This is a genomic window from Nocardioides jensenii JCM 1364 = NBRC 14755 (assembly GCF_001552535.1).
In the GTDB taxonomy this organism is placed as follows: Bacteria; Actinomycetota; Actinomycetes; order Propionibacteriales; family Nocardioidaceae; genus Nocardioides; species Nocardioides jensenii.
The window spans coordinates 108,604-126,284 of record NZ_BCRJ01000008.1; the positions used below are offsets into that span (position 1 = coordinate 108,604).

The following is a 17,681-nucleotide window of genomic DNA, read 5'->3' on the forward strand; positions in this document are numbered from 1 at the left end:
CGTCAGTTCGCGGAGCGCAACTCTTCAAGCCCAGCCTCGACCACCCTCAGCATTGACGCGGCCCCGCACCCGTCCGGGTAACAGACCTTTCCACGATCAGCGTTGTCGATGATGAATCCGGTCGCGGCGTGAGCGGCGCGGCCGGTCGCGATAGCGATGAGATCCGCCTTGCGGCTGTACTGGCGGAGAGCCGCATTGCCGACCTTGTCCGAGGACTGATGGATGCTTAACGTCGGATACTGGTCACTCAGTGATGCTGCGACTCGCGTCAACGTCCCCGCGTCAAGGCTGTAGAGCAGGACGCTCGTACCGACAGGCAGTTCCGGCGACCCAACGTCCTCCGATGTATCCGGCACTGCCCAGTCCCAGTCAAGTCCCCCATCATTGGCAATGATGGCTGCAAGGGATCGCAGGCCGCCCGAGAGGCGATGCCGTTGCGAGTTGAGGGGCCCCAAGACGGTCGAGAGGAACTGCGCCTGAGCTTCCGGCACCGGGCGCGGTCCGCATGCAACGGCGTCGGCGAGGTCCAGGGCCTGGGCCGCCGAAGCGATCGAAATCCACTGCGGGGCAAAGGTGGCAATGTCGTCTAGAAGCGAGGAGTAGTCGTCACGACCTGGCGCACTGCTGAGGAAGATCGACACGAGCGCCGCGAGCGCCGACAGATCAGCCGGCCCAAATCTCTCCTCAACCAGATATCGACTGGCCAGCGCTCTCGCCGTTCGCGGTGCAGGGCGTCCCGGGTCCGAAGTGTCAAGAAACGCTGCGACCCCCGCCAGCAGTGCATCAGTGGCAAGGTCGGAGAGGTCGTCGATCGCCGTGGCCAGTTCGACATCCACGCGCCAAGACGGCTCCCATGCCTCGACCAAGTCGTTGATCGGCGGGACCGATGGCGCTGTCCCCAGTTGATCGAGCCACTCCAACCAGGAACGGGCTGGCGCGACGACGCCCCCGCGCTCCACCTCCCGCGTATCGACTTCTTCTGGCCCGGGCACAACCTCGTTCGCGCGATCAGTGGCTTGCTCCGCGAGCACGTCCGTCGTCGGGAGCAGACCTATCAGGCGGATCCGCAATTCATCGGACACGTGATCATTGAGGAGCAGGGCCTGAGCCAACTCAGCATCGCCGCGCGCCAAGGCCACCAGACCACCCACGGCAACGGCATCTGGATCCGAGGTGCTGGCAAGCCCCTTCCCGACAAGCATCGCCACGTCAACCGCTTCGTGTGCAAGGCGTTCGGCCCCCGCATCCAAATCCAGGGGCGAATCGACATGCAGATTGCACCTCCCCCAGGCACTGAGAATCGCTTCACGCACAGCCTGCGGCGGCTCAGTGTGGACGATGGTCGGCAGGGATCCGTGGCCAAGAAGTTCCCGGTCGCGACCGAGTCGCCCGAGTCGCTGAATCTGGAGGAACGCCACGTTCTCGTGCGAGATGCCACCGGCTCGCTCGATCTCCCGAAGTATGGCCGCCGACTGCTCCGTCGCACCTGCCGCGAGTGCCAGGTCGAATTCTCGAAGCATCCGGCCCACGGGCCGTGGCAACACCGGATTCCGCAAAGGGCGGCCCGCCAGCGAACGCGCCAGGCGCTGGAGCGCGAGGACGAGGCGTCCTTCCGTTTGCCCACTGGGCCTCAGCGCGAACGTGGTACCGGCACCAACCATCGACAGAATCGATGCCTCAACCGGATCCGACGCGCGCAGCGATGCGACGCGCCCGTCAAACGGACTGAGGTAGTCAGCGACTGCCGCCTGAAGCAGCGGCCTGATCCTTCCCGCATGCGAGTGGTCCCAACAGACAACGTAAACAATCGACGCGTCGCCCTCAGCATCTCGACGCGGCAGGATCAGCGGACACTCGCCGCGGGCGTCCAGCGCACGCAGAAACGGCGTGATCCGACTAGCAGCAGGATGGTCCGCGGCCATTCCTGGCCATACGCCGTTGGGGCTAGAGAAGAATGCCAGCACCAGTTCGTCGACTCGGGTTTCGTTCATTCGGCCGCCCCCAGCCACCGAGTCCGCAACTCCAGTCGTTGGGTTGACGCGACGGTCGGCCCGACCTGCAGATCGATGCTTTCCTCGTTTCGCTGAAGACCGTTCCATGTGAAGTTCATTGAACCCTTCAGCGTCCAGTCCCAACCGACGAGAATCTTCTCGTGAAGGTCGGCACTCAAATACGTGTGGATTCGCTCCACATTGCCGAGTCGTCGCATGAAGTCACGATTGTGCTCGACGTCTCGGAGGGCGACATGAACAACGGTGCCTCTCTCGGCTAGGGCACGGAGGACGTCAGAAAGCGTCAGGCTGGAACCGGCGTCTTGGCCGAGCAATCCGTCGAACTGACGGGACGAGTTGTCGAGAACCGTCACGTCACTGGCCCAGCCGCTGACGAGCCACAACTCCGGACTCGGTGAGCACAACTCGGATGCGAACACTCCCCCGAGCACGTCTACGATCGCTAGGCCATTCCGAGGACGCGTGCGAACAGTTCGCTGCAGCCCGGGGGTCATTGCAACTCCTCTGCGAACGCCATGCGCGCGTGCCAAAGTCCGAGTCTCCTGCCCACGCCCTCAAGGCGGGCGTAGACGCGCAATCCCGAGCGCTCCACGGGAGAGGCAAGACACGTTCTGATTGCCGATGCAAGGTGAGCCTTGGCGGAGTCTGGGGCCGTCAGACGAACTCGACCATCGGCTGTGAGAGCGGCCAGATAGTCGTCCAGCCAGTCGGTCTGCGTAACGTCCACGACAGCGGCACGATCCCTCACTACCTCGTCCAAGACGAGTCGCTCGATCAGTACGTCGTCCCTAAAGGGCTGCCAATACTGGAGGCGCTGGTTCCTCGCGTCGTGCCCTCTCGACCACAACATGCTGAAGGCGGCATCTAGGTTCAGCGGCGAAATCGACTCGCCAAGCGCTCCCGTAGCCGCGAAGAAGGCGAAGCTTCTCGCATCAATCTCCACGCCCACTTCAGCTTCGAGCTCTAGCCAGGCTTTCACGAGCCAAGACACACGGCGGTCGATCTGAGGTCGAGCACCCGGACGAAGAAGGCGCGCTGCGAACGTCGACATGGCCAAGTGCGTTGGCGGGCCATCGAACGCAGTCCATGCCCCTCGCACCGCCGAAAGGGCGTCATCCAACGAGCCGGAATCTGTGGCGGCTCGAAATTCAGAAACGGCACGCGCGAAGCTGGAGCTTGCGTCGTCGAGTTCACGGATCGCGAGACGCAGGGTTCGGTCGGTCTCCTCCGCGTCCGATGGTCCAACCGCGCGACCGACGGCCTCCCAGAAGCGCCGAGGGTCGACCGCGTAGGCACGGCTGAGCGCTTCCATGACGCCCAGCCCACCGACTGATGTCTCCGAAACTATGACTTCGAAACGATCAGGGTCGACTTGGTCGAAGACAACGTCCGCAACAAGATCTGACTCCTGGGCATCCGGAACGGTCTCAAAGGTCGCGTCGAGCACGGCGGCCGCGAGGGTGTCCGCAAAGGCGCGCCTGCGAAGGTCACCCGTCGTCGCGCTGAGGTCGGCAGTCGAGAGGAGCGGCGCATGGTCCTCAATGACAGCCCGCACCGCAGAATCGCCAGCCAGATGTTCGAGGTCGCTCAGGATCCTCTGGCTAGACAGCAACCCCGGATCGTCCGATCGGTAGGCGCTGGCAAGGAACGATGTCAGATCGGTAGCCCAGGCCCCTCCGCGTAGAGCGGACGTTACGTCCGTTGCGCTGGCTCCATCGAGTCCTGCCTGGACGAAGGCGTGGAGGTACACCTCCACGAGCCATCGCCGCTGGAACTGATTGGCCAGCCCATCCAGCGCGGAGTCGTCCATGACCCTCCGGCGGAAGCAAAGAGTTCGCCAAGCTGGCGACCTCATCAGTTCATCGCCCTCGGGTGCGTCCGGGACAACTCCACCGACAACGAGGGCGTCGGCTTCGATCTCGAAACCGAGCGCCGCAGGATGCCCGTCGTGTGAATAACGCACATCCAACGGCCTACGCGCGAGGCCGCGATTGTCCTGAGTCACCAGTTCGCCGTCCGCGCCGATGCAGAGCCGCCGCACGGTCAGCGGGCCTCCCGACACGTGCAGAGCAAAGGCGAACTGGGAGACGAATCCGGCCCAAGCCGAAGGGGTGGGGACATCCATTTGTTGAAGGGACGCAGCTTCATACGAGAAGGCGGATCGCCACACTGGTCGGGTTGAAGACGTGTCCGCGATTTCCCGCGGTGGTGCCTCGAGTTGGAGTTCGAGAGGGCGAACGACGATGAATGTCTCGCCTGAGATGTCCGTCCACTCGCCAAGAGCATGGCCCTTGGAAACGACGGCCCGCAGTTCAAGAATGTCGCCGGCCTCAGGGACGGGAAGCCAGGTGCGGTGAGATGCGTGCGCGTGACCGAAGCGCCGACTGACCCGGCCCGGCACTGCTTCCCGGAGGGCCTGGCCAATTGGCATCGTCTGCGGCTCACCCGTGCGAAAGTCGGCTGGCATCGCGAGGATAACGTCCGGAGTGTTGAGCGAGTCGAACAGCGTGGCAGTTAGGAACTCGGGCAAGGGTTGCCCCACAATCGCACCCGCGTCTGACTCGCCAGGGAGTGTCTGCCACCCGCTCTCAAGGCGTCGCAGAATCGTCGGCACTACGGAAAGCAGGAGGGAGCGCGGTTCCTCCCACATGGCGGCATCTGCCTCATCCGGTCCGATCGCGAGGGCTCGCTGTAGATGCGCTTTGAGTTCGTCCTGCCGTACGGCCGAACCGAGAAGGTCGCGGAGCAGATCGACTACCCGCGAGGGGTCCGGCACCTGTGCAGACCAGGGCGGCGCCGAGAACGATCGGGCATCTACGGACCCGGCGCGAGCAACCCAGTCCAACAGGGCATGTGCCGCCTGAATCTTGACGACGAAACGGTTGCCTACCGGGATGGACCGCGCCCGAAGTTCGGGTTCCAGCAATTGCTCATATGACTGGTAGGCCGATCTATCTCGACCGTAGTCCGACAGCACGACAACGGTGAGCGGTCGCATGTCGAGGCGCCGACCCGCGCGTCCTCTCCGCTGGAGGAATGACGCCATGTCACGCGGGGCCTTGTGCTGGAGGACTACCCCGACTCGTGGATCGTTGAACCCGACCTCTAGGGAGGATGTAGCCACCACAACATCTGCGGCCCCGTCCACCCCAGTGTCCTGGGAGGATGTGCGCGCCACCCGGAGCGGTCCCGACATACGGCCCAAGCGATCAGCGAGGTCCCACGACTGGCCGTCGTCGTACCGCTTCCCAGCGTGCGGGAGTCCAGGGTCCCGCAGTGTTCCGAGCACCGTGCCTCGGGAACGACCAAAAGTAGAGGCACCCTCGGCATCCCGGAGGTTGTCATAAAGCCGGTTGATGACGTCCAGATCGTCGGTGAAAGCAAAGGCAACCGACCCAAACGGACCAGGCGTCCGATCGAGCATGCGCCCCAAAAGCATGAGGGCCTGGATCGTGGTCGAGAGGAGGGCCGCTCCCGAGAGTGGGTCGCCTCTGAGGACGACCCCATATTCCCGGCTGATGGGAGCAAGTTCGCCCAGTGCCGGCGCAATGACCTCGACGTCGCCGCGATCCACCCCAGTCAGCGTCGAGAAGAACTGTCCAGCATCGCGGAGGGTTGCAGACAGACCAACCACGGCAGGGCTGTCGACGCCCCACTGGCGAAGTGCGTGCCTCCAACGCCGCAGCACGAATGCCACCTGCGCCCCGTGGACGCCGGCATATGTATGCGCCTCGTCCAACAGAACGAGGCGGATCCCGGTCGGCCCCTTCCAACCCAGCAGACGACCGAGCTTTGACGAGGTTGCCTGCTTGCTCAGCATCTCTGTCGTACTGAACAGGATGTCCGGAGGGCTGCTGACTATCGTCTCGCGAGTTATCGCCAACGCGCCGTTCGAGGTCACGCGGCCGCACGCCGAACACGTAAGGCGTTCATCTCCCCCGGTACGGTCGGTATCCAGCCAGACCTGCTCACCCGCGCACGCGTCGCCGAGGCACGGGAAATAGGGCGATACCCAACCGGTCGGGGTGCGCGACCAACCACGCACCTTCCCGCGTTCAAAGTCGGCCCTGCGCGGAGTCGCCCCGTAAAGGAGCCCAATCCGGAGCGGCTTCGGCGCGGCTTCGCCGATCAAACCAGCACGCTCGCCAACGAGCATTGCCTCTCGTGCTTGGTCCCGTAGCAATTCGATCCGCGGGTAAAGCGCGAGCGTGTGGGGTCCCCGCCGCGGCCGCCCTCCCTCGCCACCTGCGAGGTCGAGTAGTGCCGGCAGGTAGAAGGCAAGGGTCTTGCCCGAACCGGTGCCCGCGGTGACGATCCTGGCGGAGGGCCGCTCGGATGCGATGGCGCCCAAGATGGACTCAGTTGCGCGGACCTGAAACGGAGCTAGAAGCGAGGATCCAACGACTCGGCTGAGCATCTCGTCTTTCGCGGGTCCCCACCCAGCGGTTGGCCGCAGGGCATCCGCGACCTGCGCCACATTCATTTGCCGTCTCGGATACCGACGTGACGAGACGCGCAGTCGGTAGTCGGCCACAAGCGGCGCGTAGGCCCGCCACCAGCCGTCGGCATTGGTGTCCTTCGGCGGCCACATCTGGCGCAACAGACGTAGGAGTCGGAGCGTCTCTGCGAATCGACTGCGAAACCGAACCTCGCCAGTGGGCAGGCGGAGAAGCAGCCCTCTGCGCCCGAGGATATCCAGGTACTCCTCCACGGTCGGGACCTCGATGCCCCCCGCAGCGAACTCGGAAATGCGCTGATCGTCGATGGCCCTGGTGACGTCGGCCTCACTGAGAAACCCATCAACGACCCCCCAGGCCAACAGGGGCAGTTCCAGGTCTTCCAAACGACTCAGTAGTTCACCGAGTCGCTCCTCGCTGACGTCAATCATTCGACCCTCAGGACAATCTGAGCTGCGATGTCTGCGTGATCATCTCGGAGCATTCGCAGTTCGTCGTCCGTCAGTTCGTCGAGGTGGCACGGGAGTTTCGCCAGGAGCGCATCCAGCGGACCTTCGGGCTCCACCTTGGCGAGTCGGGAGGCGACCGTATCGAAGGAGCTAGTGAAGGCGTCCACGCTGTCGGGCGTTGGCGGCGCAGTCGCGATGCGCCTCATACTCTCGAGGCGAAGTTCGACGCCTTTCCGCTCGAAGCCAAGCCGAGCGAGACGGTCGACAGGCAGTTCGTCGAGCTGACTTTGCGCCCAACTTGACCAAGCCGACGACGCGGCGTCCGAGAGTGCCCGCACGGCCTTGCCAGCGTCATTCGCGCGAGCTTGGAGCAACTGCGGGCTGGGCCGCCCGACGGTCACGATGTGCTTCTTCAGTTCCTCTGGCGCCTTCGTCAGATCAAACTCGGTCTGCGCGGCGACACCCTTCTCGACAAGTTTGGACTGAAGCCTCACAGCCGTTTCCAGTTCCCGGAGTGAGCTGTCCAACTTGGCCAGCGCGGTTTCGGTCCGCGTGTGGTCTTGGACGGCCTCAGCGCCTTCCCGTGCCTGGCGGGCCAAGCTCGTGAGGCGCTTGGCGCGAACCAGCAGGCCGCCCGGTTGCGTTTCACTCATCGACTGCCCCATTCGTCACGATGCTCATCCATCGGCTGATCTGACGCTCGATGGCTTCATCGATGTCGACCTTGGTGCCCGAGTCGATCTCAGCATCGCTGATTCCGGACTCCACCCATCGTTCGGACTCCTCAAGGTAGTCAGCGATGCGCTTCAAGTCCGCGCCGACCGTGGCCCCAACGACACGAGCCAGCGCGATACCGCTCTGACCGGAAGTTGACTCCAAGATCTTCTCGACCTCGGGCACGGCTCGTGAGTCGAACCCTCGAGCTTCGTCGTTGCTGCGCTCGAGCGCCACAAGGTCGCGGACCTTCACGAGTCCCTGGGCCTGGCCCTCTCGGGCGGCGAGAACCACGGCATCGACGGTATCCACATACGACTCCGAGGGCGGCAGCAAGCGCCGAACACGGCCTAAAATCGATTCCCACTGCGCGACCTGTGCCGGTGCGACTTGGACGAAGATCGCGAGCTTCCTGTTCGCATCCACGCACCAACCGGGAACCGTCGACGGCAACTCTTGGAGTTGCGCTCGAGCCGCCTTCACGATCCTGGTCAGCCGTACCGTGTCCAGCGCGTGCACCGCACCGGCACCCTGAGCTGTTCCGACCCCACCGAGGAATCGCTCCACCGCGCCGTTGCGCTCAATGACATAGGCCCTGTAAGCATCGACCCATTGCGGGTGCCGGGAGTCCCCATCTCCGCGGGTTGGATCTCCCCTCCACGCCACTGCCCGGATCAGATCGACGTCGCGAGCGGTCGACGTGATGTGGCCGCACACCAAGGCGCCGATGATCAGCGACCGAGCAGCCTCAATCATGGGCTCATCGCTGTATTCCAGAGTTCCGAGCAGCCGTGCCCGCGCCTTGGGCACAGCATCCGCGGCCATAGCATCCAGCCGCGCCAGTGCGTCGCCTGACAACTCTGGGAAGCCCGCTTGCATCAGGGCCAGGCCCTGAAACAGCATCGCGTTCCGTGCGCTCCTAGCGACTCGCACGATCGGCTCGACTCCTTGACCGATGCCCTCTTGTGCCCCCTCGATCGAGACAGTCCTCGCGTTGTCCGGAAGGGCCTTCCTCACGGTATCCGCGTCAGGAGACTTGACAACGGGGTCGAACCACTCAACGCGAGCTAGAACGGCCTCACGGATCAGCGAGCGGATCCCCCGCGCCATGTCTTGTGGGAGGGTCTTGTCCTTGGCGGACCACTCCTCGACTGCCTCCAACTGACGCTGCACGGACTTTGGGAGGTTCTCGGGCTGCTTTGAGGTCGCATCTTGATCGTCGGTTGATCGATCGTCGGTGTCTGGTTGGTCACCGTCGAATGCAATTGGATCTAGACCAAAGGTCTCGAAGACAGCGCCCGCCACTGGGCGCGTCCCTGCTTTCCCCCAGAACGCGAGCAAGGTCTCCAGTCGCGGAGCCAGGTCCTTGGGGTAGTCGTCCTCCAGTCGTTGACGAACGGAAAGAGGAAGTGACGCAACTCCCGCGGCACGGGACTCCTCGGCCAGCAAGCGTCCCGGCGGGAACTCACCGCGTGGAAGCAGTCCCGACCCCTCCATGAGTACGTCGCGTACCGCGCGGGACAGCACGCGTCGGGGATTGAATAGGGCCTGCTGTTGGCTCCCGTCTGCGCAGGCCCGGACTGCACGCAAGACCGCTGACTCGTTGTATGGATATAGGCCGTGGCCGGCCTCCGATGTCCCGAAGATGCTGTGACAGGAATCGCTGAACTGGCATGAGTCGCAGGCGTTCGGAGCGGTCTTGGTGGTCACCATCGCCGCCTCAAGATCGTCCTTGCCGATCCGTGCTGCGTTCAGGTAACGGCCAACAAAATCGACGAGGTCCGCGTCGCTGGCACTGCCACCGTCGATCTGTACGTCAACCACATAGCTGGGCGAACTTGCCTCAGCACGTGTCCTGAACGTCTCCGGAAGGTTCTCTCGGTAGTACGAGGGTGTCACCGCGAGGAGGGTTCGAACGGTCGCGTACTTCTCCTGGCCTTGAACCACACTCGACTCATGGATGGCGTCAAGGAGGTCCCGGCGGACGCCTTGGATCAAGGCGACGTCTTCGATCAAGAGGATGATCTCGTCGCCAACCAGTTCCTCGCGGAGTTTCATGAATGCGCGGTTGATGTTGCCGACGCCAAGGTTTGCCGCCTTCATCACGGCAAGATCAAGCAGGTCGTTCAGGATTCGGACGGCCTCGAGCTGCATGTCTGTGTTGACTGCCAACTGCTTGAACAACGTGCGCGTAGCAGCTGCTGCGTCAGCGAGGTTCGCGACGTCAGTGATGTCCAGCGGGAGTTCGTCGACCGTGAACTCCAGCGGCACGTCCGGCTCGTCAGGAGCTCGGCCGTTGAGTGCGTGGAGTGCCCGCCTGTTGATGAAAGATCCAGGACGCAGAAGATGCTCGCGAAACAGAGGGTCCAAGAAGAGCAGTCCGAGCCCTCGCTCACCGACGAGAGGCTTGTCGAGAAATCCTTGCGGCTCACGGGCGCGAAGCGCCTCGGCAAGCTCGGCGAGGATCTTGCGTTCCATCTCGTCGACCGAGATTGAAGTACCAAGCCCAGAGACCTGCCGCCGGATCTCATCGAAAGCCGGCCCGGTCTGTTTGTTGAGCAACTGCTCTACGACATCGCGGAGGCTTGTCTGAGTCTTCTGGAGGTAGATCACATGGCGCCCGCCGATACGGGGAATGTTGGCATTTGCCCACCGAACGAGGTGAGACTTGCCGGCGCCGGACTCGCCAAGGACGGGCGCGATGAGAACTCCCGCATTGGGCGTCGAGGTCAGGAACTCACGGACGACGTCATGCTCCGTAACGAACGCGGCGCGCTTCCCAGCCTTAGCCCCCTCCCGCCGGATGCGCAGAGGCGAGTGTGTGGCCAAGAGAACCTGGTCCGAAGGAGTTGCCGCCTCGGTCGGAATCGTCGCCGCAACAGACTCAGCACGCCAACAGGTGAAGCCAACAGGAAGAGTGCTCACTTCGGTGCCTCAATCTGAATCGTCGAGACGTACCTCGCGCCCGCCGTGCGCCCGTTGTCAGGCAGGGCGAGGACTCCGGTCGGGTCAGACTGGTACCCCATCGTCAAGACGCCTCGCGCTTCAGCGCTGTTCAGTGCCAAACCGACCGCGGCGAGCTGGTCCTGTGGGTCGTCGTCAAGTCCTTCGTAGGTCGCCGATGGGTGTCCAGGTAGGACCGGCAACTCGCTGCGCAAGAAGGCCATGAAGGCTGCGATCGGGACTCGCACGCCCACCGGCAGACGCTCCGAGAAGGGCTGAGCTATCGCATCAAGCACTGCCTCAGTCGGATCAGCGACAACGTGGCTCCTGGAGGCAGCATCGGAAGGCACGAGACTGCGGAGAGCCGGTCGGGCAAACCCGAGGGTCGTTGCCCACGTCGGGAAGTTGTTCCAGCGAGTGTCGTTTGTGAATAGGTCGGGTGGCATGGCCACCTGCACGTTGCTCTTCCAGTGAAGCGGCACGAAAGGGCTCTGCGTCATCAACCAAACTAGCCCGGAACGAAGATCCGGGGCGCCCTCGAACGTTGCCGAAACGTCTGACGGCGGGCACACAAGTTGGCGGCGCAACCGGCGCAGAAACCCGGCGGAGTCTGTCGGATCAGCACTGAGGAGCCCGTCCTCCGATGAGACCAGCCCAAACTCGACTAGGGCGGACATGGCCTGCTTCGCGTGAGCCCCATCGGACGGCGCGTGCATCCGCAACTCATCCGGCAAGACAAGGCTCAGCACCTCCTCGGCCGAGAGCCCGGGGACCTTGGCGATGGTGGAGTAGCAAAGCCACATGGCCTGCGGGAGAACAACCCCTTGGCCCGGGTCCAGAACCTTCATTCACAACTCCGTCATGAGCGCGCTCGCTCGAATGCTCACGTCGGCGGTGTCCGCCAGCGTCCAACCTGGTTTGACGTCACTCATTGTGGACTGGGGACCGATCACGTATGTAGTGAGTCCCAGGTCCAACCTCTCACGCAGACGTGGTGGAACGTACCCGCCTGCGATAACAACGACGAGCGGATCCGGGTGGCTCAGCATGAGCGTGACGGCCGAATCAGGATCATCGAGGATCACCGGAGACGATGGCACGCTGCGCTGGAGCGCGTCGGCCTCAATGACGTCGAGGCCGGCGAACATGCGCAAACCGCGCTGAGCCAGACGGGTAAGGATAACGTCGTACCGCTCACCGTCCGGGTACCAAACCAGTCCCCACGTCGACGATCCTCGCCACGGCCTGAGGGGATCTGCCATCGTCCCAACCCTCGGAAGTCGCGGGCTGGGCTCCGGCACATCAAGGCCCGGCGCCGCCTCGGGATTTAGCCGACAGTGCGGGCACCCCCTGCAACGGGGCGTGGTCGACAAGACCCCACCGCCGTGACGGACCCGGTAGTGACCGGCGAGGACTCTGCCAACACAGCGACCGCCTTCAAGCACTTCAAACATGGCGCTGAGGGCCAACTCCTGCGACGACCGCAACTCGGCGCGAAGTTTCTCCATTGCGTCCGTCCACCCAGCACGGCTGAGGAATTGCCCGTTGGCCAGTTCAAACTCGAGAAGATCGCCCACTGACTCGTAAAACCCGTCACGATCGGTCGCGTCGGCCTCGTCGCGCCACCGAGGCACCTGGAACCTGATCGCTCCAGCCTGCGCCATGAGCGTCAACGTTCGGACGTTCCACTGCGCGCTCTCGTTGAACCCTTCGGGAAGATACGCGGGGACAACGCTTCGGTTGACCCGGTATCGAAGGCCAGAGACGTTGGTGCCCTGTCTCAGAAGGTCCTGCCAGCGACTCCAGCCCTTCTCGTCGCCGATCAGAACGGCGGAGTTTAGACGCTGCGCCAGTTCACGGTCGGCGGGAGCCTCACACAAGTACGCGACCGTCGGACGGCCGTCGCGGCCACCGCGGCCAACCTCTTGGTAGTAGCGGTCAATCGTCTCCGGCACGCAGGCATGCAGCACGGTCCGCACATTTGGGAGGTCGAGGCCAAGCCCGAACGCCGACGTTCCGACCACCACGTCCACTGACGTTGGTACGCGACTGCCGTCAGTGCGAACGCCGCGGACAGCCTCCACAACACCCGCGCGCTCTTGCTCAGTCGACTCGCCCGTGATCCCAGCGACTCTCCCGTACCCAGCATCTTGCAGATGGGTGACCCAGGCCTTCGCGTCTCGGACGCGCGTCGTGTAAAGGATCAGCGGCTTCGGGAGGCCATCGACGGCACGCAGGATCGACTCCTGCCGCGACGTCTCATCGACTGCACGGTCTACGAAGACGGCGGGCTCGGCGCGCAACTCCATTCCCCACACCATCGCGGAGGACCCGGCGGTTGCGAAGAGGCGGTCGAGGACATCAACCGATCGCTGACCAAGCGTGGCGCTCAAGAGGAGAACAGCCGGCCGCGAGTCGACGGGGGCAACCGTGCGAGCTTCGTCGATGAGCCCGGGCATTGTCTGGAACTCTGGCCTGAAGTCGGTTCCCCATTGGTCAATCAGATGTGCTTCGTCGATCACGATCTGCTGAAGCCGCCCCTCCCTCGCACAGTCGAGGATGGCGGGAGCAAGCCCACTGACGAAGGCCTCTGGGCTCGTGTAGAGCAGGCGTTGGGTGCCAGCCCGAAGCGCCCGACGTAGGGACTCCTTGCTCGCGGGATCGAGTGATCCGACGTAGGCATAACGGTTGTCGGGGCTAAGGCTGAGATTGGCAGTTCGCGCCAACTCCTGGGTCCGGCGCTCGAGATCGAGCGCCAGCACAATGGTGGGAACAACCACGATCGTGACACCCGACGAACTGAGCATCGTCTTGGACCAGGCGACGGCAGTCTTGCCACGCCCGGTGGGGAGGGCAACCATGAGCGTCTCGTCACTACTCATCACCGCGGCACGAGCCGATTGACGCTGGGACTCGCCACGGTAGGTCTTGAACTCGGCGCCGTGGGCGCGAGGCCAGAACGGGTCGGCTCGCACCGAAGCGAACATGGGGTCCGCGTCCCGAAACGCGGCGAGTACCTCGCCGCGCGCGACTGCCGACGCCGCTGACTCGTCCAGACCTCCAGGGATCCACTCGGCTGCCCGAATGCTGAGGCGTCCGTCAGCCAAGGTCGCGGGAACACAGTTAAGGTCTCGCCATTGATCCGCAGTGGGCCATTCCTGGCTCACGGGCACCGTCAAAGCCGGAGAGGACCCGTAGGTCGACGCGGCGGTGACCAGCACCTGCCTGACGAGAGCCGCGAGATCCCGCCACGCCGAGTGGCCCGTAGACAAGCCTGACATCGCATCGAGGAGTCGTGTGCACGCATCTGACAACGTCTGGCCCGCGTCAACCTGAGGGGGGTTCGGCCACACGGAGAGAGCTATGGAGGCGACGCTCAGATCGTCTCTAGACATACTCGCTCCACGACTGCGCCGAGCGCACAAGGCACGTGACCGCAACCAAGCGGATACTGGGAACTCGGACCCCGTCCTCCAGTGCCCGGCCGACAGCAATTTCCCGACCCCATGCATCGGGATCAGCCACCAATCCGTCCGCTGCTTGCCTCGCCTTGGTCTGAGCAACAAGTAGGTCTGTCCTCGCGGACACGTTCCTGGCCGCGAGGGCAGTTAGCCGTGCTAGGTCTGCGACCTGATCCAGGTGTTGTCGCGCAGCGGAAAGGCCGGCTGGACCCAAAGATGCTAGGACGTGACCGCCGCCAAGAACGCTATGAAGCGCGTCAATCCGGGCCGGGTTCAGGTTGACGTCTCTACCCTTCATGACGGGCTGGTTCAGATACGCAACAACGTCGTCGTCCTTCACAGGAGCCATGTCATTGACCGCGATCCAGATTCTCCTAAAGGTCGGCGCGAGGGCCGCGTCCCCTCGACGCCTTGCGACCGCAAGCCCTTCAGCGCCCTGTCCCAACGCTTCAACGACCGGATCCAGGTTTGCCTCAATCACGAAGTCATATCCGAAATACACAAGTGGGTCATACGACCAGCCAGGATCAAGTCGCCATTGAGCGCTGGCCTGGCCTCGGTCGTCAATCTGAAGGATCGACTCGATCCCATCGATCAACGGATTCCCGCGCCGGAACATCCGACGCCCGGCTGTCACTTGCCAGCGGTCGAAGTACCCAGTTCGGGATTCCGGCCGAGTGACCATCCGCGTGAGCAGACGTGGACTCACGAGGGGCGCTTGCTGCGGGTCGCGGTCGACGCGAATGCTCCCGTCAGATTGCCGCTGGCTCGAGAACATGAAGCCCTCGGCCCCGGTGATCAGTTTCAAATACGCCCGCTCGATCTGGTCGTGACGAGCGTCGAAGGATGAGATGTTTTTCGCGAGCGTTTCGCCCTCTCCGCTCGCGTAACTCGATTCCAAGGCATCGAGTTCATTGATGCGGCGACGCTCCGCAACGAGCGCCGCCTGGATGTCAGGGACGCGGTCAAGCGCATGCTCTCGTCCTTCTACGAGCAGTTGGCTCCAAGCTGCATCGGCCAGATCATCGGCAATCTCCTGCATGGCAGAGATGGACTGTCCAAAGATCCCGAAGCCCGTCCCCAAGATTCGAAGCCAGGTCGTGTGCAGGCCGTCGGGATCCAGATCGGAGACGACGTATTGCACTGCTGTCCGATTGGTGCCGTATCGGTCGACCCGGCCGATGCGTTGCTCAAACTCGTTCGGGCTCCAGGACAGTCGGGCGTGAATCACGACCTCGGCCTGCTGAAAGTTGCGGCCGACGTCACCGCTCTGGTCGGCTACCAGAACGCCACCGGCATCGCGCCAAGCGGACACGGCCTCCTGGCGCCTTCCCGTCGGTGACCCCGCGAGGTGCTCATGGACAGACTTTGGCGCCCCGAGCATGGACCGCAGCTCGGTCGCGATGTCGCCGGCAAGGCTCCCCGGACCACAGAAGACGACGACGCGCTGAGCCGGCCGGATCCGCTTCAAGATCGCTTCGGCAAGCCTCCGGCACAAGTCGGCGTCATGTACTTCCAACAAGTTGTCGAGGATGCGTTGTTCGAACGACAGAAGTTCAGCGGCGTTGAGACGGTTCACCTCCCGCGGCGTCAGTGCCGCTTCGCTCAAGACTCCGGTCACTCGCGCTCTCAACACAGATACGGCGTCCGCGATAGTCGCGGCGCCTAGGCGAGAGACAAGGACGCTGGCAACGCGGGCATACGGCTGCGGGTCGAGCTCTGCGTCAGCGATTTCCGCCGCTGCCATCCGCATCCAAGTCTCGACCGCTCCGACAACCAGGTCTCCCTCGGTCGTATCGAGGCGAATGACCTTGGGACGCTCACGACCGGTGAACTCGAATGGAGCCATGTTGCCCTCGTCATCCAGTCGGTGCTGCTGGACCACGTGGCGGCGATTGCGGATGACTCTGTGATGCAGGCGGTAGGTCTCGGACACGTGGGCGCGAACGACCGCAACCGCTCGATTCAACTCCTCGGGCTCCGCCACACTGCTGTGCCCGAACGTCTCCATGGCATCAGCCATGCCTGACGCCAGCAGATCGTCTTCCGGGAGGAGCCTCCTGAGCGTCTCGAATTGATATTCAAGGAGTTCGCGGTTCTCGGGATCGGGTTCCTCATCGAGCCCGAACACGGCCATCGCCAACTCTCGCCGCGTCTCCAGGAGCCGCGCAAATCCCGACAGATCGCTCCACTTGAAGAGCTTCGGGTCGAGCAGATGCAGCAGGGCAAGGTGGCTCGTCACGTTTCGCGAAAACGGGGTGGCCGACAACAGAAGTAGCCGAGGAACCGCGTGGGCCACTGTCGTCAGTTGCCGATAGGGCTCATCCAATGGCGACTCCGCACGCGCCAACTGGTGGGCTTCGTCAACTACAAGCAGGTCCGCGCCATGAAACTTCTCCCAAACGTCGGGCTCTTCGTGACCTCGAACGGCGAATGGGAGGCGCCCGTCCTCAGTCGCGAAATCATCTAGGTAGAACTTGTCCAGCAACTCCGATTGCCACTGCTCGCGAAGCGCGTCCGGCACGATGAACCCGATCCGCCGCCGCGGATCATCGATCAGCAGTTGCCTCGCGACGAAACCTGCCTGGATCGTCTTGCCCATTCCGACTTCGTCGGCCAGCAGGTAGCGCTGAACGGGATCGTTGATGACCCGAAGGGCTGCATTGACCTGGTGCTCGTGAATGCCAACCCCTGCCGACATGAGCCCGGTCGCCGACATGGACGCCGCTCGCTCCGCCAGCAGCAGGTTGCGGACCGGTTGGCGCGCATCACGGAATCGAGGAGTCTCGTTCGCACCGGCCAACAGAACCTGAAGGGGATCCTTTGTCGGTCGATCCCACCTGACTCGGAGGGTCGACTCTGGGATGTCGACGTCGTAAGGCACGTTGGGAAAGCGCACGAAATAGTCCGGAGCGCGGCCCCCGACCACTCGGCCTGCCCGCCACCGTCCGTCGACCGTGGGTACGAAGACCCTCGTCTGCTCGTCGAGCGTGACACCTCGCAGCAACCCGAGCGCGATCCAGCGCGAATCTGCCTCGACCTCGACCGGGGACTCAAAGAAGTCGACCCGGGCAGTTCCGTCCTCAACGGCCGCGACGCGGCCGATGCCAGGCGCCCCCTCAAACGTGACGAGTGAGCCGAGAGTGCCAGCCACCCGTACCACCCAATCCTCGACGAAACTCCTGTCCGAGCTCCGCGAGGGGCTCCGTCAAGGCACTCTAGTGAAGGCGACCGACAGAATCCGGTCGAATCGTCTGGAATCAATGCGGCGAAACGCCTCAGTCGATCACCCGGCCCCTCGGAGGACCAGGTCACGAACCACGAGCGGAACGCTGAGAACGGCCATCCAGATGAACTTCATCGCGTTCCAACTGAAGAGGAGGACGAGGAGGTACAGCCACCCGAAGCCCGGTCTCGTAGCGATGACGGCAGCGACGCTCATCCCGAAGGTGTAGGCAGGCGTCACGACGAGCGCGATGGGGACAGCCCACTTGAGTCCGCGAGGCGTCCGCAGCCAGTCGAGGGCGCGGTTGGTCGGCATGTAGAAGCGCAGGTAGCCGCGGAGGGCGGCGCTGATGTTCCACAGCAGGGCAAGCATTGGGTTCTCCCATCGGTTCGTGCGACCGAACGTGGCACGGCTCGACG

The 17,681-nt window shown here is 63.7% G+C and carries 9 protein-coding genes; all 9 read right to left on the minus strand.

Annotated features, from left to right (window positions below):
• Positions 1–2: 2 nt before the first annotated feature.
• Entirely contained in the window at positions 3–1,991 is a 1,989-nt protein-coding gene (locus tag NJ4_RS04820; RefSeq protein WP_157550727.1) for a hypothetical protein, read from the minus strand.
• Positions 1,988–2,506, minus strand: a complete 519-nt coding sequence (dpdK, locus tag NJ4_RS04825; protein WP_067430975.1) for a phospholipase D-like domain-containing protein DpdK — start codon at positions 2,504–2,506, stop codon at positions 1,988–1,990. Before dpdK ends, NJ4_RS04820 begins: the two co-directional genes overlap by 4 nt.
• Positions 2,503–6,900: a protein DpdJ gene (dpdJ, locus tag NJ4_RS04830; protein ID WP_067430979.1), complete on the minus strand. Its 4,398-nt coding sequence runs from the start codon at positions 6,898–6,900 to the stop codon at positions 2,503–2,505. Before dpdJ ends, dpdK begins: the two co-directional genes overlap by 4 nt.
• On the minus strand, positions 6,897–7,571 hold the full coding sequence (locus tag NJ4_RS04835) for a hypothetical protein (protein WP_157550730.1): 675 nt from the start codon (positions 7,569–7,571) through the stop codon (positions 6,897–6,899). Before NJ4_RS04835 ends, dpdJ begins: the two co-directional genes overlap by 4 nt.
• Positions 7,564–10,557 carry a protein DpdH gene (dpdH, locus tag NJ4_RS04840; RefSeq protein ID WP_067430987.1) on the minus strand — a complete coding sequence of 998 codons (2,994 nt, stop codon included), beginning with the start codon at positions 10,555–10,557 and terminating at the stop codon, positions 7,564–7,566. Before dpdH ends, NJ4_RS04835 begins: the two co-directional genes overlap by 8 nt.
• Positions 10,554–11,423: a hypothetical protein gene (locus NJ4_RS04845; RefSeq protein ID WP_067430988.1), complete on the minus strand. Its 870-nt coding sequence runs from the start codon at positions 11,421–11,423 to the stop codon at positions 10,554–10,556. The genes dpdH and NJ4_RS04845 overlap by 4 nt, the downstream gene beginning before the upstream one ends.
• Positions 11,424–13,970 (minus strand): protein DpdF, encoded by a 2,547-nt coding sequence (gene dpdF, locus NJ4_RS04850; RefSeq protein ID WP_067430989.1) that lies wholly within the window; start codon positions 13,968–13,970, stop codon positions 11,424–11,426.
• On the minus strand, positions 13,963–17,190 hold the full coding sequence (gene dpdE, locus NJ4_RS04855) for a protein DpdE (protein WP_067430991.1): 3,228 nt from the start codon (positions 17,188–17,190) through the stop codon (positions 13,963–13,965). The genes dpdF and dpdE overlap by 8 nt, the downstream gene beginning before the upstream one ends.
• A 132-nt stretch (positions 17,191–17,322) precedes the next feature.
• Positions 17,323–17,634, minus strand: coding sequence for a hypothetical protein (locus tag NJ4_RS04860; protein ID WP_082748175.1), 312 nt, complete (start codon positions 17,632–17,634; stop codon positions 17,323–17,325).
• Between the last annotated feature and the right edge of the window lie 47 nt (positions 17,635–17,681).

What these genes read in the sequence shown, in the direction of transcription:
- NJ4_RS04845 (WP_067430988.1), bottom strand. Translation starts at nt 11,423, where the DNA reads ATGAAGGTTCTGGACCCGGGCCAAGGGGTTGTTCTCCCGCAGGCCATG.
- NJ4_RS04820 (WP_157550727.1), bottom strand. Translation starts at nt 1,991, where the DNA reads ATGAACGAAACCCGAGTCGACGAACTGGTGCTGGCATTCTTCTCTAGC.
- dpdK (WP_067430975.1), bottom strand. Translation starts at nt 2,506, where the DNA reads ATGACCCCCGGGCTGCAGCGAACTGTTCGCACGCGTCCTCGGAATGGC.
- NJ4_RS04835 (WP_157550730.1), bottom strand. Translation starts at nt 7,571, where the DNA reads ATGAGTGAAACGCAACCGGGCGGCCTGCTGGTTCGCGCCAAGCGCCTC.
- NJ4_RS04860 (WP_082748175.1), bottom strand. Translation starts at nt 17,634, where the DNA reads ATGCTTGCCCTGCTGTGGAACATCAGCGCCGCCCTCCGCGGCTACCTG.
- dpdJ (WP_067430979.1), bottom strand. Translation starts at nt 6,900, where the DNA reads ATGATTGACGTCAGCGAGGAGCGACTCGGTGAACTACTGAGTCGTTTG.
- dpdF (WP_067430989.1), bottom strand. Translation starts at nt 13,970, where the DNA reads ATGTCTAGAGACGATCTGAGCGTCGCCTCCATAGCTCTCTCCGTGTGG.